Consider the following 14,428-nt stretch of genomic DNA (forward strand, 5'->3'; position numbering starts at 1 on the left):
GCGGGGGCGAGCCCGGCGAAGGCTTCCCGGCCGGCGGGGGCGAGCCCGGCGAAGGCTTCCCGGCCGGCGGGGGCGAGGCCAGCGAAGGCTTCCCGGCCGGCGGGGGCGAGGCCGGCGAAGGCTTCCCGGCGGGCGGTGGCCCAGGCGGCGTAGTAGGCGGCGGATCTGGCCGCCTGGACCTGGACGTAGACGTCGGCCAGGCGGTGCTTGACGGCCTGGAAGGAGCCGATCGGCCGCCCGAACTGCTCCCGCTGTTTCACATACTCGACGGTGAGCTCCAGCACTCGGTCGGCGGCACCGACGGATTCACAGGCGAGGACGGTGGCGACGGTGTCTCCGAGGCGGGCGAGTTCAGCGATGACGTCCGCACCCTCCTCGCCCAGCAACTCGGCCGGCACGTCACGGAGTTGGAGTCGGGCGAGCGGGCGGGTGGAGTCCAGGGCGGTCTGCCGCACCCGGACAAGCCCCTCGGCGTCCCCGGGAACGAGGAAGAGGTCGGTGCGGGAGCGGGCGAAGCCTCCGGTGTGGGCGGCGACGAGGAGGATCCCGGCGCTGTGTCCGTCGAGGACGTGCTCGGTCTCGCCGTAGAGCCGCCAGCCGCCCCCGACCGCCTTCCGGGCCTCGACGACACCCGCGGCCTGCGCGCCGCCCTCTGCCCGCCCAGCCTGTGCGCCACCCGCGCGCCCGTGCCCGCCTGACTCCCGCCCGGCCCGCGCGCCACCTTCTACCCGCCCAGCCTCTGACCGCCCAGCCTGCGCACCACTCGCCCGCCCGTCCCCGCCCGACTCCCGCCGGGCCTGAATGCCGCCGGCGCGCCCACCCCCCGCCCAGCCGCCACCGTTGTCGCCAGTGAGCGCCAGGGCTGTGGTGGGGGCGGCGAGGGCGGCCGTGAGCGAGCCGTCGGCGATTCGGGGCAGTAGCTCGGCGCGCTGGTCGTCGGTGCCGAGGGCGAGGATCAGGGGGGCGGCGAGGACGGCGGTGGCGAGGAGGGGTGAGGGGGTGAGAAGACGCCCCAGTTCCTCTGCCGCCAGCGCGAGTTCGGTCGCCGAGCAGCCGACTCCGCCGTAGGTCTCGGGGAGGGCGAGGCCCGGCAGGCCGAGTTGCTCGGCGAGGGCCCTCCACAGGGCGGGGTCGTGCCCGGCCGGGGTGTCGATGGCGGCCCGCAGCTCCTCCGAGCCGCACCTCTTGTGCAGCAGTTCGCGGAGAGTACGGCGGATCTCGTCCTGTTCGGCGGTGAAACCGGCGTCCATCGCTGCCCCTTCCCTCCGGAACTGACGGTCCGTCATATTAGGAGGACCGGGTCGAGATGCACAGAGGGAGAGGCCTGTCGTGGCTGACGGAAACCGGAAAGTGGCCGTGGTCGGAGCCGCCCTCTCCGACTGCGGCCGAGTGGACGACGCGACGCCGTACACCCTGCACGCCCAAGCCGCCCGCCGGGCCCTCGCGGACGCCGGGCTCGACCGCTCCCTGGTCGACGGCTTCGCCTCCGCCGGCACCGGCGTCCTCGCGCCGGTCGAGGTGGCCGAGTATCTGGGCCTGCGCCCGACCTGGGTCGACTCCACCTCGGTGGGCGGCTCGACCTGGGAGGTCATGGCGGCGCACGCGGCCGACGCGATAGCGGCCGGGCATGCGAACGCGGTCCTGCTGGTCTACGGCTCGACAGCCCGCGCGGACATCAGGGCGGGCCGGAGGACCGGCAACCTCTCCTTCGGAGCCCGCGGCCCGCTCCAGTTCGAGGTGCCGTACGGCCACACGCTCATCGCCAGGTACGCGATGGCCGCGCGCCGCCACATGATCGAACACGGGACGACCATCGAGCAGTTGGCCGAGGTGGCGGTGCAGGCGCGGCAGAACGCGGCGTTGAACCCGGAGGCGATGTTCCGGGACCCGATCACCATCGACGACGTCCTGTCGGGACCGATGATCGCGGACCCCTTCACCAAGCTGCACTGCTGCATCCGCTCCGACGGCGGCGCGGCGGTGCTGCTGGCGGCGGAGGAGTACGTACGCGACTGCCGCAAGGCGCCGGTGTGGGTGCTGGGGAGCGGGGAGTGCGTGTCCCACTCCGCCATGTCCGAGTGGGAGGACTTCACGGTGTCGCCGGCGGCGGTGAGCGGGCGGCTGGCGTTCGAGCGGGCGGGGGTGCGGCCGACGGAGATCGACGTGGCGGAGATCTACGACGCCTTCACGTACATGACGCTGGTGACGCTGGAGGATCTGGGCTTCTGCAAGAAGGGGGAGGGCGGGGCGTTCGTGCAGGCGCGGGAGCTGCCGGTGAACACGGACGGGGGCGGACTGTCGGCCCAACATCCCGGTATGCGGGGGCTGTTCCTGCTGGTGGAGGCGGTGCGGCAGCTTCGCGGCGAGGGCGAGGCGCGGCAAGTGTGGCGCGGCGAGGGGGAGTTGCCGCGCCTCGCGGTGGCGTCCGGGACGGGTGGGTGGTTCTGCTCGTCGGGGACGGTCGTGCTCGGCAGGGCTTAGAGGACGGCCCGCTGCCCGGCACGAACGTCTCCGCCGGCAGCGAGGCCCATCCGGTGAGCGTGGCCTGCCCGACGTCGTGGGGCTGCTCAACGGCGAGGGAGGAGGGCGCCGCGAGGGCGGCCGTCAGGGCGACGGCACTGAGCATGATCGAGGTTCTTCTCATGGCGGGCGCGGTAGGGCAGGCGACGCCGGCCGGTGGGGAACAGGCACCCGTCGGCCTTCGTTGTGCACCACAGCACAGGACGACTCGTCGATCCGCAGGAGGAGACCGGAAATGGCCCTGACCCGCGAACAGCGCGAGCAGTTCCTCGCAGAACCTCATGTCGCCGCACTGGCGGTGCACGCGGGGGAGGGGCGCGGCCCCCTGACCGTGCCGATCTGGTACCAGGTCGAGGACGACGGCAACATGTGGATCATGACCGGGCTGGACTCGCGGAAGAACCAGCTGATCAGCGCGGCGGGCCGGTACACGCTCATGGTCGACCGGCTGGAGCCGACGATCCGGTACGTATCGGTGGAAGGCCCGGTCGTGGAGACGGTGCCTGCGACGATCGATGACCTGCGGGAGATCGCGGCGCGGTATCTGCCCGCGGACAAGGTCGATGGATACGTGGACTTCGCCTGGAAGAACCACGGCGAGCAGGTGGTCGTACGGATGCGGCCCGAGCGTTGGGTGTCCTCGGACCTGGGAACCGTCTGACAATCGGTGCATGGATCTTCATGAGCTGCTGAGGTCACTGCGGGTGTGGGACCCGGAGGTGACCGAGTTGCCGCCCTTCGACCCGGGGTCGGCGCCGGCCGAGCCGCTGCCGCTGTTCGCGAACTGGTTCGCGGAGGCGGTGACGGCGGGGCAGATCGAGCCGCACACCATGTCGCTGGCCACTTCCGACGAGGAGGGCCGCCCTGACGTACGGACCGTGATGCTGCACGGGGCGGACGCGGACGGCTGGTCGTTCGCCACGCATGTCAGCAGCAGGAAGGGGCGGCAGCTGGCGGCACGGCCGTATGCCGCGCTGGGCTTCTACTGGCCGGTGCTGGGGCGGCAGGTGCGGGTGCGGGGGCCGGTGACGGCGGCGCCGTCGGTGGAGAGCCAAGCCGATCTGCACGCCCGCTCGACCGGCGCCCTGGCCGCCGCGCTCACCGGCCGGCAGAGCGAAGTCCTCGGCTCCCTGGAGGAGTTGGCGCGGGCCTCGGCCGAGTCCTGGGCGCGGGCCCAGCAGGAAGCGGACGCCCCTGTCCCCACCTGGACCCTCTACCGCCTGCTCCCGCAGGAGGTGGAGTTCTTCCAGGGCGACGAGAAGCGTCAGCACGTACGGCTGAACTACCGCCGTACCGGCAAAGGTTGGGCCCGGGAGCTTCTCTGGCCTTAGGTACCCGAACCGCCCTGGAAGTCGTACACCTCGAAGTCCGCCACCGCCCGGTAGCCGAGCCGCTGGTAGAGGACGTTGCTGGTGTTGTTGGCCATGTCGGTGAAGAGGAGGACCTCCTCCGCGCCGGCGCGGACGGCGGCGCGGCTGACCACGACCGTCACCGCGCCGGCGTAACCGCGTCCGCGCAGGTGGGGCGGGGTGTAGACGGGGGCGATACGGACCTGTCCCGCGACCATCGGGGTGACCCCGCACATGGAGAGGGGCGTGCCGTCGAGGCCCTCCCACAGGGTGACGCCGCCGTAGGCGATGCGGTGGTCGGCCCAGGACTCGATTTCCTCGGCGGCGGTTTCCCCCACGCTCTGGGTGAACTCGCGGTACCAGCGGATCAGTTGGTCCCTGTCCTTCTCGCCCGCCACCCGCGCACTGCCCTCCGGTACGGGCCGCGGTGTCATCAATGTGCCGAGCCGGTAGAGCCGTTGGCGCTGACGCAGGGCCGAGGTCGCGCCCGTGTGGCGCTGCCAGGAGCGGACGAAGGCGGTGGTCGTCTCGCGGGTGCCGATGATGCCCGGCACCGGGTGACCGGTGGCGACGAGGTGGGCGGCGAGGGCGTCGGTCTCGTCGGCGGTGAGCGGGGTGACGTTGAGCCGGTAGGGCGGGGTGCGGAAGTAGGCTCCACGCACCTGTCCGTCCCGTTCCATCACCCCGAACACGGGCGGTTCGTCACCGCCGTACGCGCGCAGCCCGCGCATCCGCAGCGACTCCGTCACCGTCAGGGCGACGGTGTGCAGATCGGGGCGCGACCGCAGGAAGCCACCGGCGTGGCCGAGGAAGCGGTCGAGGTCTTCGGTGACGTACCAGTCGTCCGAGCGCATGTCTCATGATCCCGCGTCTGTACGGGACTTGGCCATGCCTTTCCGGGGTGAACACACGGCCGTCACATCGACGCGAGAGTCACGCCCTCATGACGCATCCGGATCCGGATCATCCGCAAGCCGCGCGTGCAGATGCATGTCCCGGTAGGCGTCGTGGCGACCCGCCTCCCACATCGCGCCGCGCAGGGTCCCCTCGTACGTGAAACCGCAGCGCTCGGCGATGTGGCAGGAGGATACGTGGCCCACGGCGTGATCGAGTTCCAGGCGGTGCAGGCCCAGATCGGTGAGCGCCCAGCGGGCGGCCAGGGTGAGCGCCCGGGTCGCGAGTCCGTGTCCGCGCGCCTCGGGGAGGACCCAGTAGCCGACGCGCGCTGTGTTCATCACACGGTTGATGACGTTGACGCCGATGTGCCCGAGCGGCCGCCCGGTCACCGGGTCCGCGATGCAGTACGGCGCCGCCGCGCCCTCCGCCGCGGTCTGCGCCGACGCCCGCAGCTGGTCGCGCGCGGTGTCGAGGTCCGTGGTGAACCTCAGGGGGGTGTTCCAGCGCCGGAACTCGGGGTCGGTGCGTCCGCGCAGCCAGGCCTCGGCGTCGGCCTCCGACTCCGGGTCCCAGGGGCGCAGCCAGAGGTGCGGGGTGCGCAGGCCGGGGAGGGAGGCTGCCGTGTAGCGCCGGTCGTCGAGGGCCATGAGGCCATTGAAGCCGCTCGCTCATTCATGCGCATGGGAGTGCGTGCTTTCGCGGGCGGAACACGGGCACCCCGTCCCGGAACCCCGCCTCCAGTTCCATCCCGGCCCGCAGTGGCGCCTCCCCCTCCGACCCGGTCCACTCCACGATCTCCGTCATCATCCGGGGGCCCTCGGCCAGGTCGACGACGGCGGCGACGTACGGCGTGCGCTCGCCGAAGGGCGGGAGGTCGTTGCGGTGCACGGTTGACCAGGTGTAGAGCGTGGCCCGGCCGCTCGCGGTCTCCCAGGCCACGTCCTCGCTCCAGCAGTACGGGCAGAACTCGCGGGGGTAGTGATGGGCCCGCCCGCAGGCCCGGCAGCGGCGGACCAGCAGGCGGCCCTGTGCCGCCGCGTCCCAGTAGGGGCGGGTGAAGGCGTCGGGCTCGGGGACGTCGAAGGCGGCTTGCGGCGCCATCAGAAGAGCCCCAGCGCGTTGTCCAGGGACCAGGTCTGCCAGGACATTCCGAACAGGGCGACGACCGAGATCAGCGCCATCATCGAGTTCTGGCCCTGTTCCGCCCAGTCGTGGATCATCAGCGCGAAGTAGACGCCGTTGAGCAGCAGGCCGGCGACCAGGGCGACCGGGGTCAGGAAGCCCGCGATCAGGCCCAGTCCGAGGGCGAGTTCGGCGTACGCGACGACGTACGCCATGGTCCGCGGGCGGGGCGCGACGACCACGTCGAAGCCGGAACGTACGGCGTTCCAGCGGTGCTTGGCCGCCACATCCGCCGCCCAGGCGATCCCGCCGCCCTGGAACCAGCTCTTCTTGTCCTTGTGCCGCCAGCTCTCCAGCCACCACAGACCGAGGCCTATGCGGAGCACGGCCAGCCATTCCGCGCCACTGAGCCAGATCGAATCCATGGATCTGACGGTACGTCAGGTATGGTTTCGAGGGGAACCCCCGGCTGTGCGTTCGCCATGAAGCTGTGAGGTCCCCACGAAAGGGCCCGAACTGTTGGCAATTTTGTCACCAGTACGGCTGCCTTCGCGGCGTCGGCGCGGCGGCCGGAGTGGCCGCGGCCGAGGCCAGGCAACCCCCTGAGCCGCGGTACCGGTTTCCCGTCATGGCTCCGGCCGCGGCGACAGTCACGGCTGCCGGTCGCCGCGAGGGCTGAGGCTCTCCTCCGAAACCCCACAACCAGACGCCGTACGCCACCGGCCCCACCCACTCCTCCTGCAGGCGTGATCAATCCGCAACCAATTCCGGTCTTGACCGAGACCCATCAACGGGGTGCGTGATTACGCTCGCGCTCATGGCCGACTCCACAGCGCACTCACCAGCCGACGCGGACCGCCCGGTGTACGTCATCGGCGGCGGTCCCGGCGGGCTCGCCGTCGCGCACACCCTGCGCGCCCGGGGCATACGCGCCGTCGTCCTGGAGAAGTCCGACCACGTCGGCGCCTCCTGGCGCGGCCACTACGACCGGCTGCGCCTGCACACCACCCGCCGTCTCTCGGGCCTTCCCGGGCTGCCGATGCCCCGCCGGTTCGGGCGGTGGGTGGCCCGGGACGACGTGGTGCGGTACCTGGAGAAGTACGCCGAGCACCACGAGCTGGAGATCGTCACCGGCGTCGAGGTCTCCCGCGTGGACCGGGCACCCGACGGCAACGGCTGGCTCCTGCACGCCACCGGCGGCCGCGAACTGACCGGCGCCGCGGTGGTCGTCGCCACCGGCTACAACCACACCCCCCGGCTCCCGGACTGGCCCGGCCGCGCCACCTACACCGGCGAACTCCTGCACGCCTCCGCCTACCGCAACCCCGAGCCGTACGCCGGCCGTGACGTCCTCGTCGTCGGTGTCGGCAACACCGGCGCCGAGATCGCCGTCGACCTGGTCGAGGGCGGCGCCTCCCGGGTACGGCTGTCGGTGCGCACCGCCCCGCACATCGTGCGCCGCTCCACGGCCGGCTGGGCCGCCCAGTACTCGGGCGTGCTGTGCCGACGCCTGCCGGTCGCCCTGGTCGACCGCATGTCCGGCCCGCTGGCGAAGCTGAGCGTGCCGGACCTGTCGGCGCAGGGCCTCCCCCGCCCGGACACCGGCCTGTACAGCCGGGTCCTCGAAGGGGCCGTCCCCGTGCAGGACGTCGGTCTCATCGACGCCGTCCGCAAGGGCCGGGTCGAGGTCGTGGCCGCCGTCGACGGCTTCGACGACGGCAAGGTACGCCTCGCCGACGGCACCCTGGTCGAGCCGGACGCCGTCATCGCCGCCACCGGCTATGTCCGCGCCCTGGAGTCCCTCGTCGGCCACCTCGACATCCTCGACGCCCGCGGCAGACCGGTCGTCCACGGCGCCCGCACCCCGGCCCACACCCCCGGCCTGTACTTCACCGGCTTCACCAACCCCATCAGCGGCATGCTCCGGGAACTGGCCATGGACGCCGAGAGGATCGCCAAGGCCGTGGTGAAGGAGGCCGGGAACCGGGTGTCCAAGCTGCCGGTCACCTGAGATTCTCTGCCTGGGAGCCGCTCCTCCACGCAACTTTGCCTGCACAGCCATTCCTGACGACGCGTCAGTTCCAGTAATCTGACAGTGCGTCAGTTAATCGCTGTCACACAGGAGCGGGCGGACCGATGCTTGGATCAACCCACGGCACCCTCACCACCGACTCCCGCCGGGCCCGGGTCATCGCCTGTGGCGAGCAGCCCGGCCCCGCCGTCCACGGCCGCCCGGCCGAGGTCGACGATCTCGATGTCAGCGGGCGTCCGCTGTATGCGGGCGTCCCCGATCTGGACCGCTTCTTCCGGCCCGAGTCGGTCGCCGTGATCGGCGCCTCCGACGCCGACGGCCGACCCAACACGGGCGTCACCCGGCAACTCCTCGCCTGGTCCGAGCGGGTCGGCGCCCGGCTCCATCCCGTGCACCCGAGCCGCCCGTCCGTCTTCGGCATCCCCTGCTCTCCTTCCGTAGCCGACCTGCCCGAGCAGGTCGATCTCGCCGTACTGCTGGTCGCCGACCCCCTTCCCGTGATCGAGGAACTGGCCGAGGCCAAGGTCAAGTTCGCGGTGGTCTTCGCCTCCGGGTTCGCCGAGACCGGCGAGGAGGGCGCCGCCGCACAGGCCCGGCTCGCCGCCGCCGTCCAGCGGTCCGGGATGCGGCTGCTGGGCCCCAACACCAACCTCAACGCCTTCGAGGAGTTCCGCACCGACCTCGAAGGACCGGCCATCGCCCTGATCACCCAGTCCGGACACCAGGGCCGCCCCGTCTTCGCCCTCCAGGAACTCGGCGTCCGCCTCTCCCACTGGGCGCCCACCGGCAACGAGGCCGATCTGGAAACCTCCGACTTCATCTCCTACTTCGCCGAACGCCCCGAGGTGGGCGCCATCGCCTGTTACATGGAGGGCCTGAAGGACGGCCGCTCCTTCCTGCTCGCCGCCGACCGGGCCGCCCGGCGCAGGGTGCCGGTCGTCGCGGTCAAGGTGGGCCGCACCGAGACCGGCGCCCGCACGGCCGCCTCACACACCGGCACGCTGACCGGCGCGGACGCGGTGGTGGACGCGGCGATGCGGCAGTACGGAGTGATCCGCGTCGACGGCCTCGACGAACTCCAGGACACCGCCGCCCTGTTGGCCAGGGCCCGGCCGCCGCGCGCCGACGGCGTCGTCGTCTATTCGATCTCGGGCGGCACGGGCGCGCACTTCGCGGACCTGGCGACCGAGGCGGGACTGCGGCTGCCGGTGCTGTCCCAGGCCAGGCAGGACGAGCTGCACCAGTGGATACCCGAGTATCTGAGCGTGGCCAACCCGGTCGACAACGGTGGCCATCCGGTCGGTGACTGGCGCGGCCGGAAGATCATCGACGCGATCCTCGACGACCCGGAGGTGGGCGTCCTCATCTGTCCGGTCACCGGGCCCTTCCCGCCCCTCAGCGACCGGCTCGTGCAGGACCTGGTCGACGCGGCCGAGCGCACCGACAAGCTGGTGTGCGTGGTGTGGGGGTCGCCGGTCGGCACCGAACCCGCCTACCGCGAAGTCCTGCTCGGCTCCTCGCGTGTGGCCACCTTCCGCACGGTCGCCAACTGCATCACCGCGGTCCGCGCCTACCTCGACCACCACCGCTTCGGCACCGGCTACCGCTCCCCCTTCGACCGCGCCCCGCGCACCCCGTCCCCTTCCTTCCGCAAGGCCCAGGCCCTGATGCGCCCAGGACAGCAGCTGAGCGAGCACGCGGCGAAGCAACTGCTGCGGGCGTACGGCATTCGCGTACCGCGCGAGCAGTTGGTGACCAGCGCGGCGGCGGCCGTACGGGCGGCGGGCCTGGTCGGCTACCCGGTGGTGATGAAGGCGTCCGGCGCGCGGATCGCCCACAAGACCGAGCTCGGCCTGGTCAAGGTCGGTCTCACCTCGGCCAGCCAGGTCCGCGACGCCTACCGGGAGTTGACGGACATCGCGCGGTACGAGGACGTCTCCCTGGACGGCATCCTGGTCTGCCAGATGGTCGAGCGGGGCGTCGAGATGGTCGTGGGCCTGACGCATGACGACCTCTTCGGGCCCACCGTGACCGTCGGGCTCGGCGGGGTACTGGTCGAGGTGCTGCGCGACGCCGCCGTACGTGTGCCGCCCTTCGGGGAGGAGCAGGCGCGGGACATGCTCCATGAACTGCGCGGGCGGGCCCTCCTCGACGGGGTCCGGGGGCGGCCCCCCGCGGACACGGACGCGCTCGTCGAAGTCGTCCTGCGGGTACAGCGCATGGCGCTGGAGCTCGGGGACGATCTCGCGGAGCTGGACATCAACCCGCTGATGGTGCTGGAGCAGGGGCAGGGAGCGGTGGCGCTGGACGCTTTGGCGGTGTGTCGCTGACATGTCTGATTCCCCCCGTGTGCCCGGGAATTCCGTTGAGTCATTGGTACAGCACGCCACTGACAACGGGGTCTGCCGCATCACGCTCAACCGCCCCGAGGCCCTCAACGCCATCACCCCTGACCAGCGAGAACGCATCGTCGAACTCCTCGCCGAGGCCTCGGCGGACGCGGCGGTCAGGGCAGTCGTCCTCACCGGAACCGGCCGCGGCTTCTGCGCGGGCGCGGATCTGCGGGGCACGTCCACGACCGGTGACCGCCTCCCCGGCGACGTTTCCCGCATGCTCCGCCAGGGCGCCCAGCGCCTCGTCGCCGCCGTCCTCGACTGCGAGAAGCCGGTCATCGCCGCCGTGAACGGCACGGCGGCGGGCCTGGGCGCCCACCTGGCCTTCGCCTGCGATCTGGTCCTCGCCGCGGAATCGGCCCGGTTCATCGAGGTGTTCGTCCGACGGGGTCTCGTCCCCGACGGCGGCGGCGCCTATCTCCTGCCCCGCCTGATCGGTCCTCAACGGGCCAAGGAGCTGATGTTCTTCGGCGACGCCCTGACGGCCGCGGACGCGGAGCGGCTCGGGCTGGTCAACCGGGTCGTCCCGGACGGGGAGTTGGAGAAGACGGCCCGCGAGTGGGCCGAGCGCCTCGCCGCCGGCCCCACCCGCGCCCTCGCCCTGACGAAACAGCTCGTCAACGCCTCCCTCGACAGCGACCGCGCGACCGCCTTCGCGGCGGAGGCGGCGGCGCAGGAGATCAACATGACGACGGAGGATGCGCGGGAGGGGGTGGCGAGCTTCGTGGAGCGGAAGGGTCCCGTTTACAAGGGGCGCTGAGGGTTCAGCGCTGAGGATTCAGGGGCGCTGAGGATTCAGGGGCGCTGAGGATTCAGCGCTGAGGATTCAAGGGCACTGAGGATTCAAGGGCGCCGGCTTCAAGGGCGCTGAGGCTTCAGGATCCGCAGATCCCCCGCGTCCGGATCACCGAACAGCACGAACAGCTCGGGGTCCTGCTCGGTGCCGCCGATCACCCAGTACGTGTCCTGCCCGCATCCGCCGTCCAGCGTCAGGGCGACACCGCCCCGGTCCCAGCGAACGTCCTCCCGCTTCAGGGACCAGGTGCCGGTGCCGTCGCAGACGGTGTAAGGGGGGTCGGACCCGAAGCCGGAGCGGAGGGGCAGCTCGGTCAGCTCGGCCCTTCCGCCCGGAGCCAGCCGCAGAACCGCCCCGTCGTCGCCCCGCCAGACGCCGGTGAGCTGCCCCGCGGAGAGGACGGGAGGTTCGTACCCCTTGATCAGCCCCGCGCTCCCCGCCGGCGCGCCGGCCACGCCGACCACGACGAACAACGCGAAGGAGGCCAGCCCCGAGCGGAACCAGACGCCCCAGAATCCCCACCGGGGACGCCTGGGGACGTAGGCCATGGCGAGGGCGGGAAAGATCCCGAGGGCCCCGAACAACAGGGCGGTGCCGAGGAAGGGCCAGTCCCACAGCACCGTGGTCAGCGCCGCCCAGCTCACGCCGATCAGCACGCTGCCCGCCTGATGCCAGGCCCAGCGCGGCCCACGCGCGCGTGCGACGACGAGCCCGGCCAGGCAACCGGCCGGCGGGGACTGTGCCAGCGCATGCAGAAGCCCCAGCACGGGCAGGACCAGCGGGGCGAAGACGAGCACGCAGGCGATGCCCATCGAGTTGAACCCTCGGCCGTAGGTATCGCCGGACTGCTCGCCGATCCACCAGACCAGCCAGACCACCGGAAGCTGACCGGCGGCCTTCGGCGGCGGCCGCGTAAAGCTCACGCAACGGCCTCGTCGAGCCGTCCCGCTGTCTCTCTCCCCACCCCATGCGCGCAGCGTACGCACGCGGGCCGAGCGCCCCGGCACACCCCTTCCAATCTGACACCCCGTCAGCTTCAATGGGTGACGTGATGGGACACGCAGGGATGGCCGCAGCCGCCGTCCGCTACCTCAGGTCGGTCGACGCCCCGCGCGTGGAGCCGTTGCCGCGGCCCGAGTTGCGGTGTGTCGGCGAGGACGAGCGGGCGACGGTCGGTCAGGCCGAGTTCCGTCGGGTGCTCGGGAACTTCGCGACCGGGGTGACCGTTGTCACGTCACCTGCCGCCGACGGCGAGGCCTCCCCCGCCGGCTTCGCCTGCCAGTCCTTCTCCTCCCTCTCCCTCGACCCACCCCTGATCGCCTTCATGGTCGGCCGTACATCGACGACCTGGCCGCGCATCGCCCGCGCGGGCGTCTTCTGCGTCAACGTCCTGGGCGCCCACCAGGGCGACCTGTGCCGCGGCTTCGCGGTCAGCGGCGGCGACAAGTTCGCCGGGGTCCCCTACGACGCGGCACCGGCGTCCGGCTCACCACGCATCGAGGGCGCCCTGGCCTGGGTGGACTGCACGATCCACGCGGTCCACACGGGCGGCGACCACCTCATCGTGGTGGGGCGGGTGGACGCGCTGGGGGCGACCGAGGAGGACGCGGAGCCGTTGCTGTTCCACCGGGGCCGGTTCCTCTGACCCTCACACGGCGACCTGCGGAGCGCCCTGGCGTCGGATCACCAGCGCCATCAGCGCAGCCACCGCGCACAGCGCCCCGGACGCATACCAAACGACGTCATACGACCCGAACTGAGCTGACCCCGGATTCGTGGAGTCCCTGAAGCCAGGCTTATGATCCCGGCCCGAAGGAGAACCACGAGCAGTGCCAGCACCACGCAAATACCCGGATGAGCTCCGTGAGCGGGCGGTCCGTGAGGTCCGCACCACCGGCCGTCCGATCGCACATGTCGCGAAGGACTTGGGCATCCACAAGGAGGCCCTGCGCGGCTGGGTCCGCCCGGCCGAGGCCGACGCCGGGGAACGCGACGACCGGCTGACCACCGGGGAGCACGAGGTGTTGAAACAACTCCGCAAAGAAGTAGCGGAGTTGAGGCGGGCGGACGAGATCCTCAAACCGGCGAGTGCGCTTTTTGCCCAGGAGTTCGACCGTCCCCGGACGAGGCCGACCAGGTGATCGACAGCCTGAAGGAAGACGGCTTCGGGGTCGGGCCCGTATGCCGGGTGCTCGGCTGGTCCGAGTCGGCCTACTACGCCCGCAAGAAGCGGCCGAAGTCTGCCCGCCGGCTCCGTGACGAGCAGCTCATGCCACTGATCCAGCAGATTCATGCCGAGTCGGGCGGCACGTACGGGGCCCGGCGGATCACCCGCGCGCTGCGGCGCAAGGGCGTCGTCGTGGCCCGCTGCAACGTGGAGCGGCTGATGGGCGAGCTGGGCCTGGAGGGCGTGATCCGCGGTCAGCGGCGGCGGACCACCGTGCCGGAGCCGTCGGCGCCCCGCCCGCCGGACCTGGGAGCGCCATGACGGTTCGCTCCGTCTGCCAAAAAGCCGGGGTGTCCTGAGACAGGCGCACAGCCGCGCGGTCAGGCCACCAAGGCACGGACAAGCATCGTGCCCACGGCCCTGCCCTCTGGCGGGTCGATCAGGGACACGCGCACGTCAGAGAAGCCGTGCCCGGTCAGGATGCGCCCCCACTCATCAGGGGTGCGGTCATGCCGCAGTCCGGCTTTGGCGGGCTTGGGCCCCTGACTGCCTGGAGGCAAGTGCGAGAAGGCCAGGGTGCCGCCCGGCGCCATACGCGAGCGGATCAGCGGGAGCAAGGTGTCCGGATCGACGAACCACACGGCACCAAAGATCGAGAGCACGACATCGAACGTCTCGTCCGTCTCGTTCAGGAACGACGTCGCCTCCGCCGTACGGAACGCGATGCCCGGCAGATCGCCCCAGCGCTCCCGTGCGACCGTCTCGCGGGCGGGGGCGATGTCCACCCCTTGACCAGTCGCGCCAAGCGTCACGAGGTGCGCGAGGTTACTGCCGCTCCCCGAGCCGAGTTCGAGCACCCGGCGTCCGGCCACGGGACCGAGAACGCTTCGCGCGTGTTCTCCGGGTTGCGGAGGAGGAGGGCTACCTCCCGCTCCCACACGTCCGGGGTGACGTACGCCTTCGGGTCGCGGATCACTACTGCCGTACTCATGCTGGCTTGCCTCCACGTGCTTGGGGGTCCGTGGTGCTCCGGTCATGTCGCCCACCCCTGCACTTGGGGCACAGGCACGGCGGCATAGGCCAGTAGCGAGGGGTTCCCCGCCCTCACCCTCGTACAGGGTTCGTGGCTTGGTCTGGGTGCCCTCGGCTCTC

General features: G+C 71.6%; 17 protein-coding genes. 9 read left to right on the plus strand and 8 right to left on the minus strand.

The genetic code is table 11. The annotated features are described in order from the left end of the window. Window positions 1-1,250, minus strand: a 1,250-nt coding sequence (locus RMT89_RS13915) for an acyl-CoA dehydrogenase family protein (protein ID WP_315884045.1), incomplete at its 3' end; no start/stop codon positions are given. A gap of 79 nt (window positions 1,251-1,329) precedes the next feature. Between RMT89_RS13915 and RMT89_RS13920 the strand changes: the two genes are divergently transcribed. The 3 genes from RMT89_RS13920 to RMT89_RS13930 all read left to right on the plus strand — a co-directional run bounded on the left by RMT89_RS13920 (window position 1,330) and on the right by RMT89_RS13930 (window position 3,851). Then, window positions 1,330-2,481, plus strand: coding sequence for a thiolase C-terminal domain-containing protein (locus tag RMT89_RS13920; RefSeq protein WP_315884046.1), 1,152 nt, complete (start codon window positions 1,330-1,332; stop codon window positions 2,479-2,481). A 274-nt stretch (window positions 2,482-2,755) separates the two neighbouring features. Next, window positions 2,756-3,181 carry a pyridoxamine 5'-phosphate oxidase family protein gene (locus RMT89_RS13925; protein WP_315884047.1) on the plus strand — a complete coding sequence of 142 codons (426 nt, stop codon included), beginning with the start codon at window positions 2,756-2,758 and terminating at the stop codon, window positions 3,179-3,181. Window positions 3,182-3,191: 10 nt separating this feature from the next. Next, complete coding sequence (locus RMT89_RS13930; RefSeq protein WP_315884048.1) at window positions 3,192-3,851, plus strand: pyridoxal 5'-phosphate synthase; 660 nt, start codon at window positions 3,192-3,194, stop codon at window positions 3,849-3,851. On the opposite strand, the gene RMT89_RS13935 is transcribed toward RMT89_RS13930, so the two are convergent. From RMT89_RS13935 to RMT89_RS13950, 4 genes are all read right to left on the minus strand, one after another. Next, on the minus strand, window positions 3,848-4,723 hold the full coding sequence (locus tag RMT89_RS13935; protein ID WP_315884049.1) for a GNAT family N-acetyltransferase: 876 nt from the start codon (window positions 4,721-4,723) through the stop codon (window positions 3,848-3,850). The two genes, RMT89_RS13930 and RMT89_RS13935, sit on opposite strands and share 4 nt — an antisense overlap. 87 nt (window positions 4,724-4,810) lie before the next feature. Beyond that, window positions 4,811-5,413, minus strand: coding sequence for a GNAT family N-acetyltransferase (locus tag RMT89_RS13940; RefSeq protein ID WP_315884050.1), 603 nt, complete (start codon window positions 5,411-5,413; stop codon window positions 4,811-4,813). 25 nt (window positions 5,414-5,438) lie between these two features. Further along, entirely contained in the window at window positions 5,439-5,867 is a 429-nt protein-coding gene (locus tag RMT89_RS13945; RefSeq protein WP_315884051.1) for an OB-fold domain-containing protein, read from the minus strand. Beyond that, on the minus strand, window positions 5,867-6,313 hold the full coding sequence (locus tag RMT89_RS13950) for a DoxX family protein (protein ID WP_315884052.1): 447 nt from the start codon (window positions 6,311-6,313) through the stop codon (window positions 5,867-5,869). The genes RMT89_RS13945 and RMT89_RS13950 overlap by 1 nt, the downstream gene beginning before the upstream one ends. A gap of 392 nt (window positions 6,314-6,705) precedes the next feature. Here RMT89_RS13950 and RMT89_RS13955 point away from each other — a divergent pair, with 392 nt between their 5' ends. The 3 genes from RMT89_RS13955 (at window position 6,706) to RMT89_RS13965 (ending at window position 11,073) form a co-directional block, all read left to right on the plus strand. Continuing rightward, window positions 6,706-7,899: an NAD(P)/FAD-dependent oxidoreductase gene (locus tag RMT89_RS13955; RefSeq protein ID WP_315884053.1), complete on the plus strand. Its 1,194-nt coding sequence runs from the start codon at window positions 6,706-6,708 to the stop codon at window positions 7,897-7,899. A gap of 125 nt (window positions 7,900-8,024) precedes the next feature. Then, window positions 8,025-10,250, plus strand: a complete 2,226-nt coding sequence (locus tag RMT89_RS13960; protein WP_315884054.1) for an acetate--CoA ligase family protein — start codon at window positions 8,025-8,027, stop codon at window positions 10,248-10,250. 1 nt (window position 10,251) lies between these two features. Beyond that, window positions 10,252-11,073: an enoyl-CoA hydratase-related protein gene (locus tag RMT89_RS13965; protein WP_315884055.1), complete on the plus strand. Its 822-nt coding sequence runs from the start codon at window positions 10,252-10,254 to the stop codon at window positions 11,071-11,073. 98 nt (window positions 11,074-11,171) lie between these two features. On the opposite strand, the gene RMT89_RS13970 is transcribed toward RMT89_RS13965, so the two are convergent. Next, window positions 11,172-12,032 (minus strand): hypothetical protein, encoded by an 861-nt coding sequence (locus tag RMT89_RS13970; protein WP_315884056.1) that lies wholly within the window; start codon window positions 12,030-12,032, stop codon window positions 11,172-11,174. Between the two features lie 128 nt (window positions 12,033-12,160). Here RMT89_RS13970 and RMT89_RS13975 point away from each other — a divergent pair, with 128 nt between their 5' ends. The 3 genes from RMT89_RS13975 to RMT89_RS13985 all read left to right on the plus strand — a co-directional run bounded on the left by RMT89_RS13975 (window position 12,161) and on the right by RMT89_RS13985 (window position 13,597). Beyond that, window positions 12,161-12,754 carry a flavin reductase family protein gene (locus tag RMT89_RS13975; RefSeq protein ID WP_315884154.1) on the plus strand — a complete coding sequence of 198 codons (594 nt, stop codon included), beginning with the start codon at window positions 12,161-12,163 and terminating at the stop codon, window positions 12,752-12,754. A 184-nt stretch (window positions 12,755-12,938) separates the two neighbouring features. Next, a complete protein-coding gene (locus tag RMT89_RS13980) occupies window positions 12,939-13,250 on the plus strand; it encodes a transposase (protein ID WP_315884057.1) in 312 nt (103 codons plus the stop codon). Next, window positions 13,247-13,597, plus strand: coding sequence for an IS3 family transposase (locus RMT89_RS13985; RefSeq protein WP_315884058.1), 351 nt, complete (start codon window positions 13,247-13,249; stop codon window positions 13,595-13,597). The genes RMT89_RS13980 and RMT89_RS13985 overlap by 4 nt, the downstream gene beginning before the upstream one ends. A gap of 59 nt (window positions 13,598-13,656) precedes the next feature. Here the strand turns inward: RMT89_RS13985 and RMT89_RS13990 are convergent, their stop codons facing one another. Both RMT89_RS13990 and RMT89_RS13995 read right to left on the minus strand, forming a co-directional pair. Then, entirely contained in the window at window positions 13,657-14,148 is a 492-nt protein-coding gene (locus RMT89_RS13990; protein WP_315884059.1) for a class I SAM-dependent methyltransferase, read from the minus strand. Beyond that, a complete protein-coding gene (locus tag RMT89_RS13995) occupies window positions 14,085-14,267 on the minus strand; it encodes a hypothetical protein (RefSeq protein WP_315884060.1) in 183 nt (60 codons plus the stop codon). The genes RMT89_RS13990 and RMT89_RS13995 overlap by 64 nt, the downstream gene beginning before the upstream one ends. Between the last annotated feature and the right edge of the window lie 161 nt (window positions 14,268-14,428).

This window comes from Streptomyces sp. P17, from assembly GCF_032436805.1.
Classification (GTDB): Bacteria; Actinomycetota; Actinomycetes; order Streptomycetales; family Streptomycetaceae; genus Streptomyces.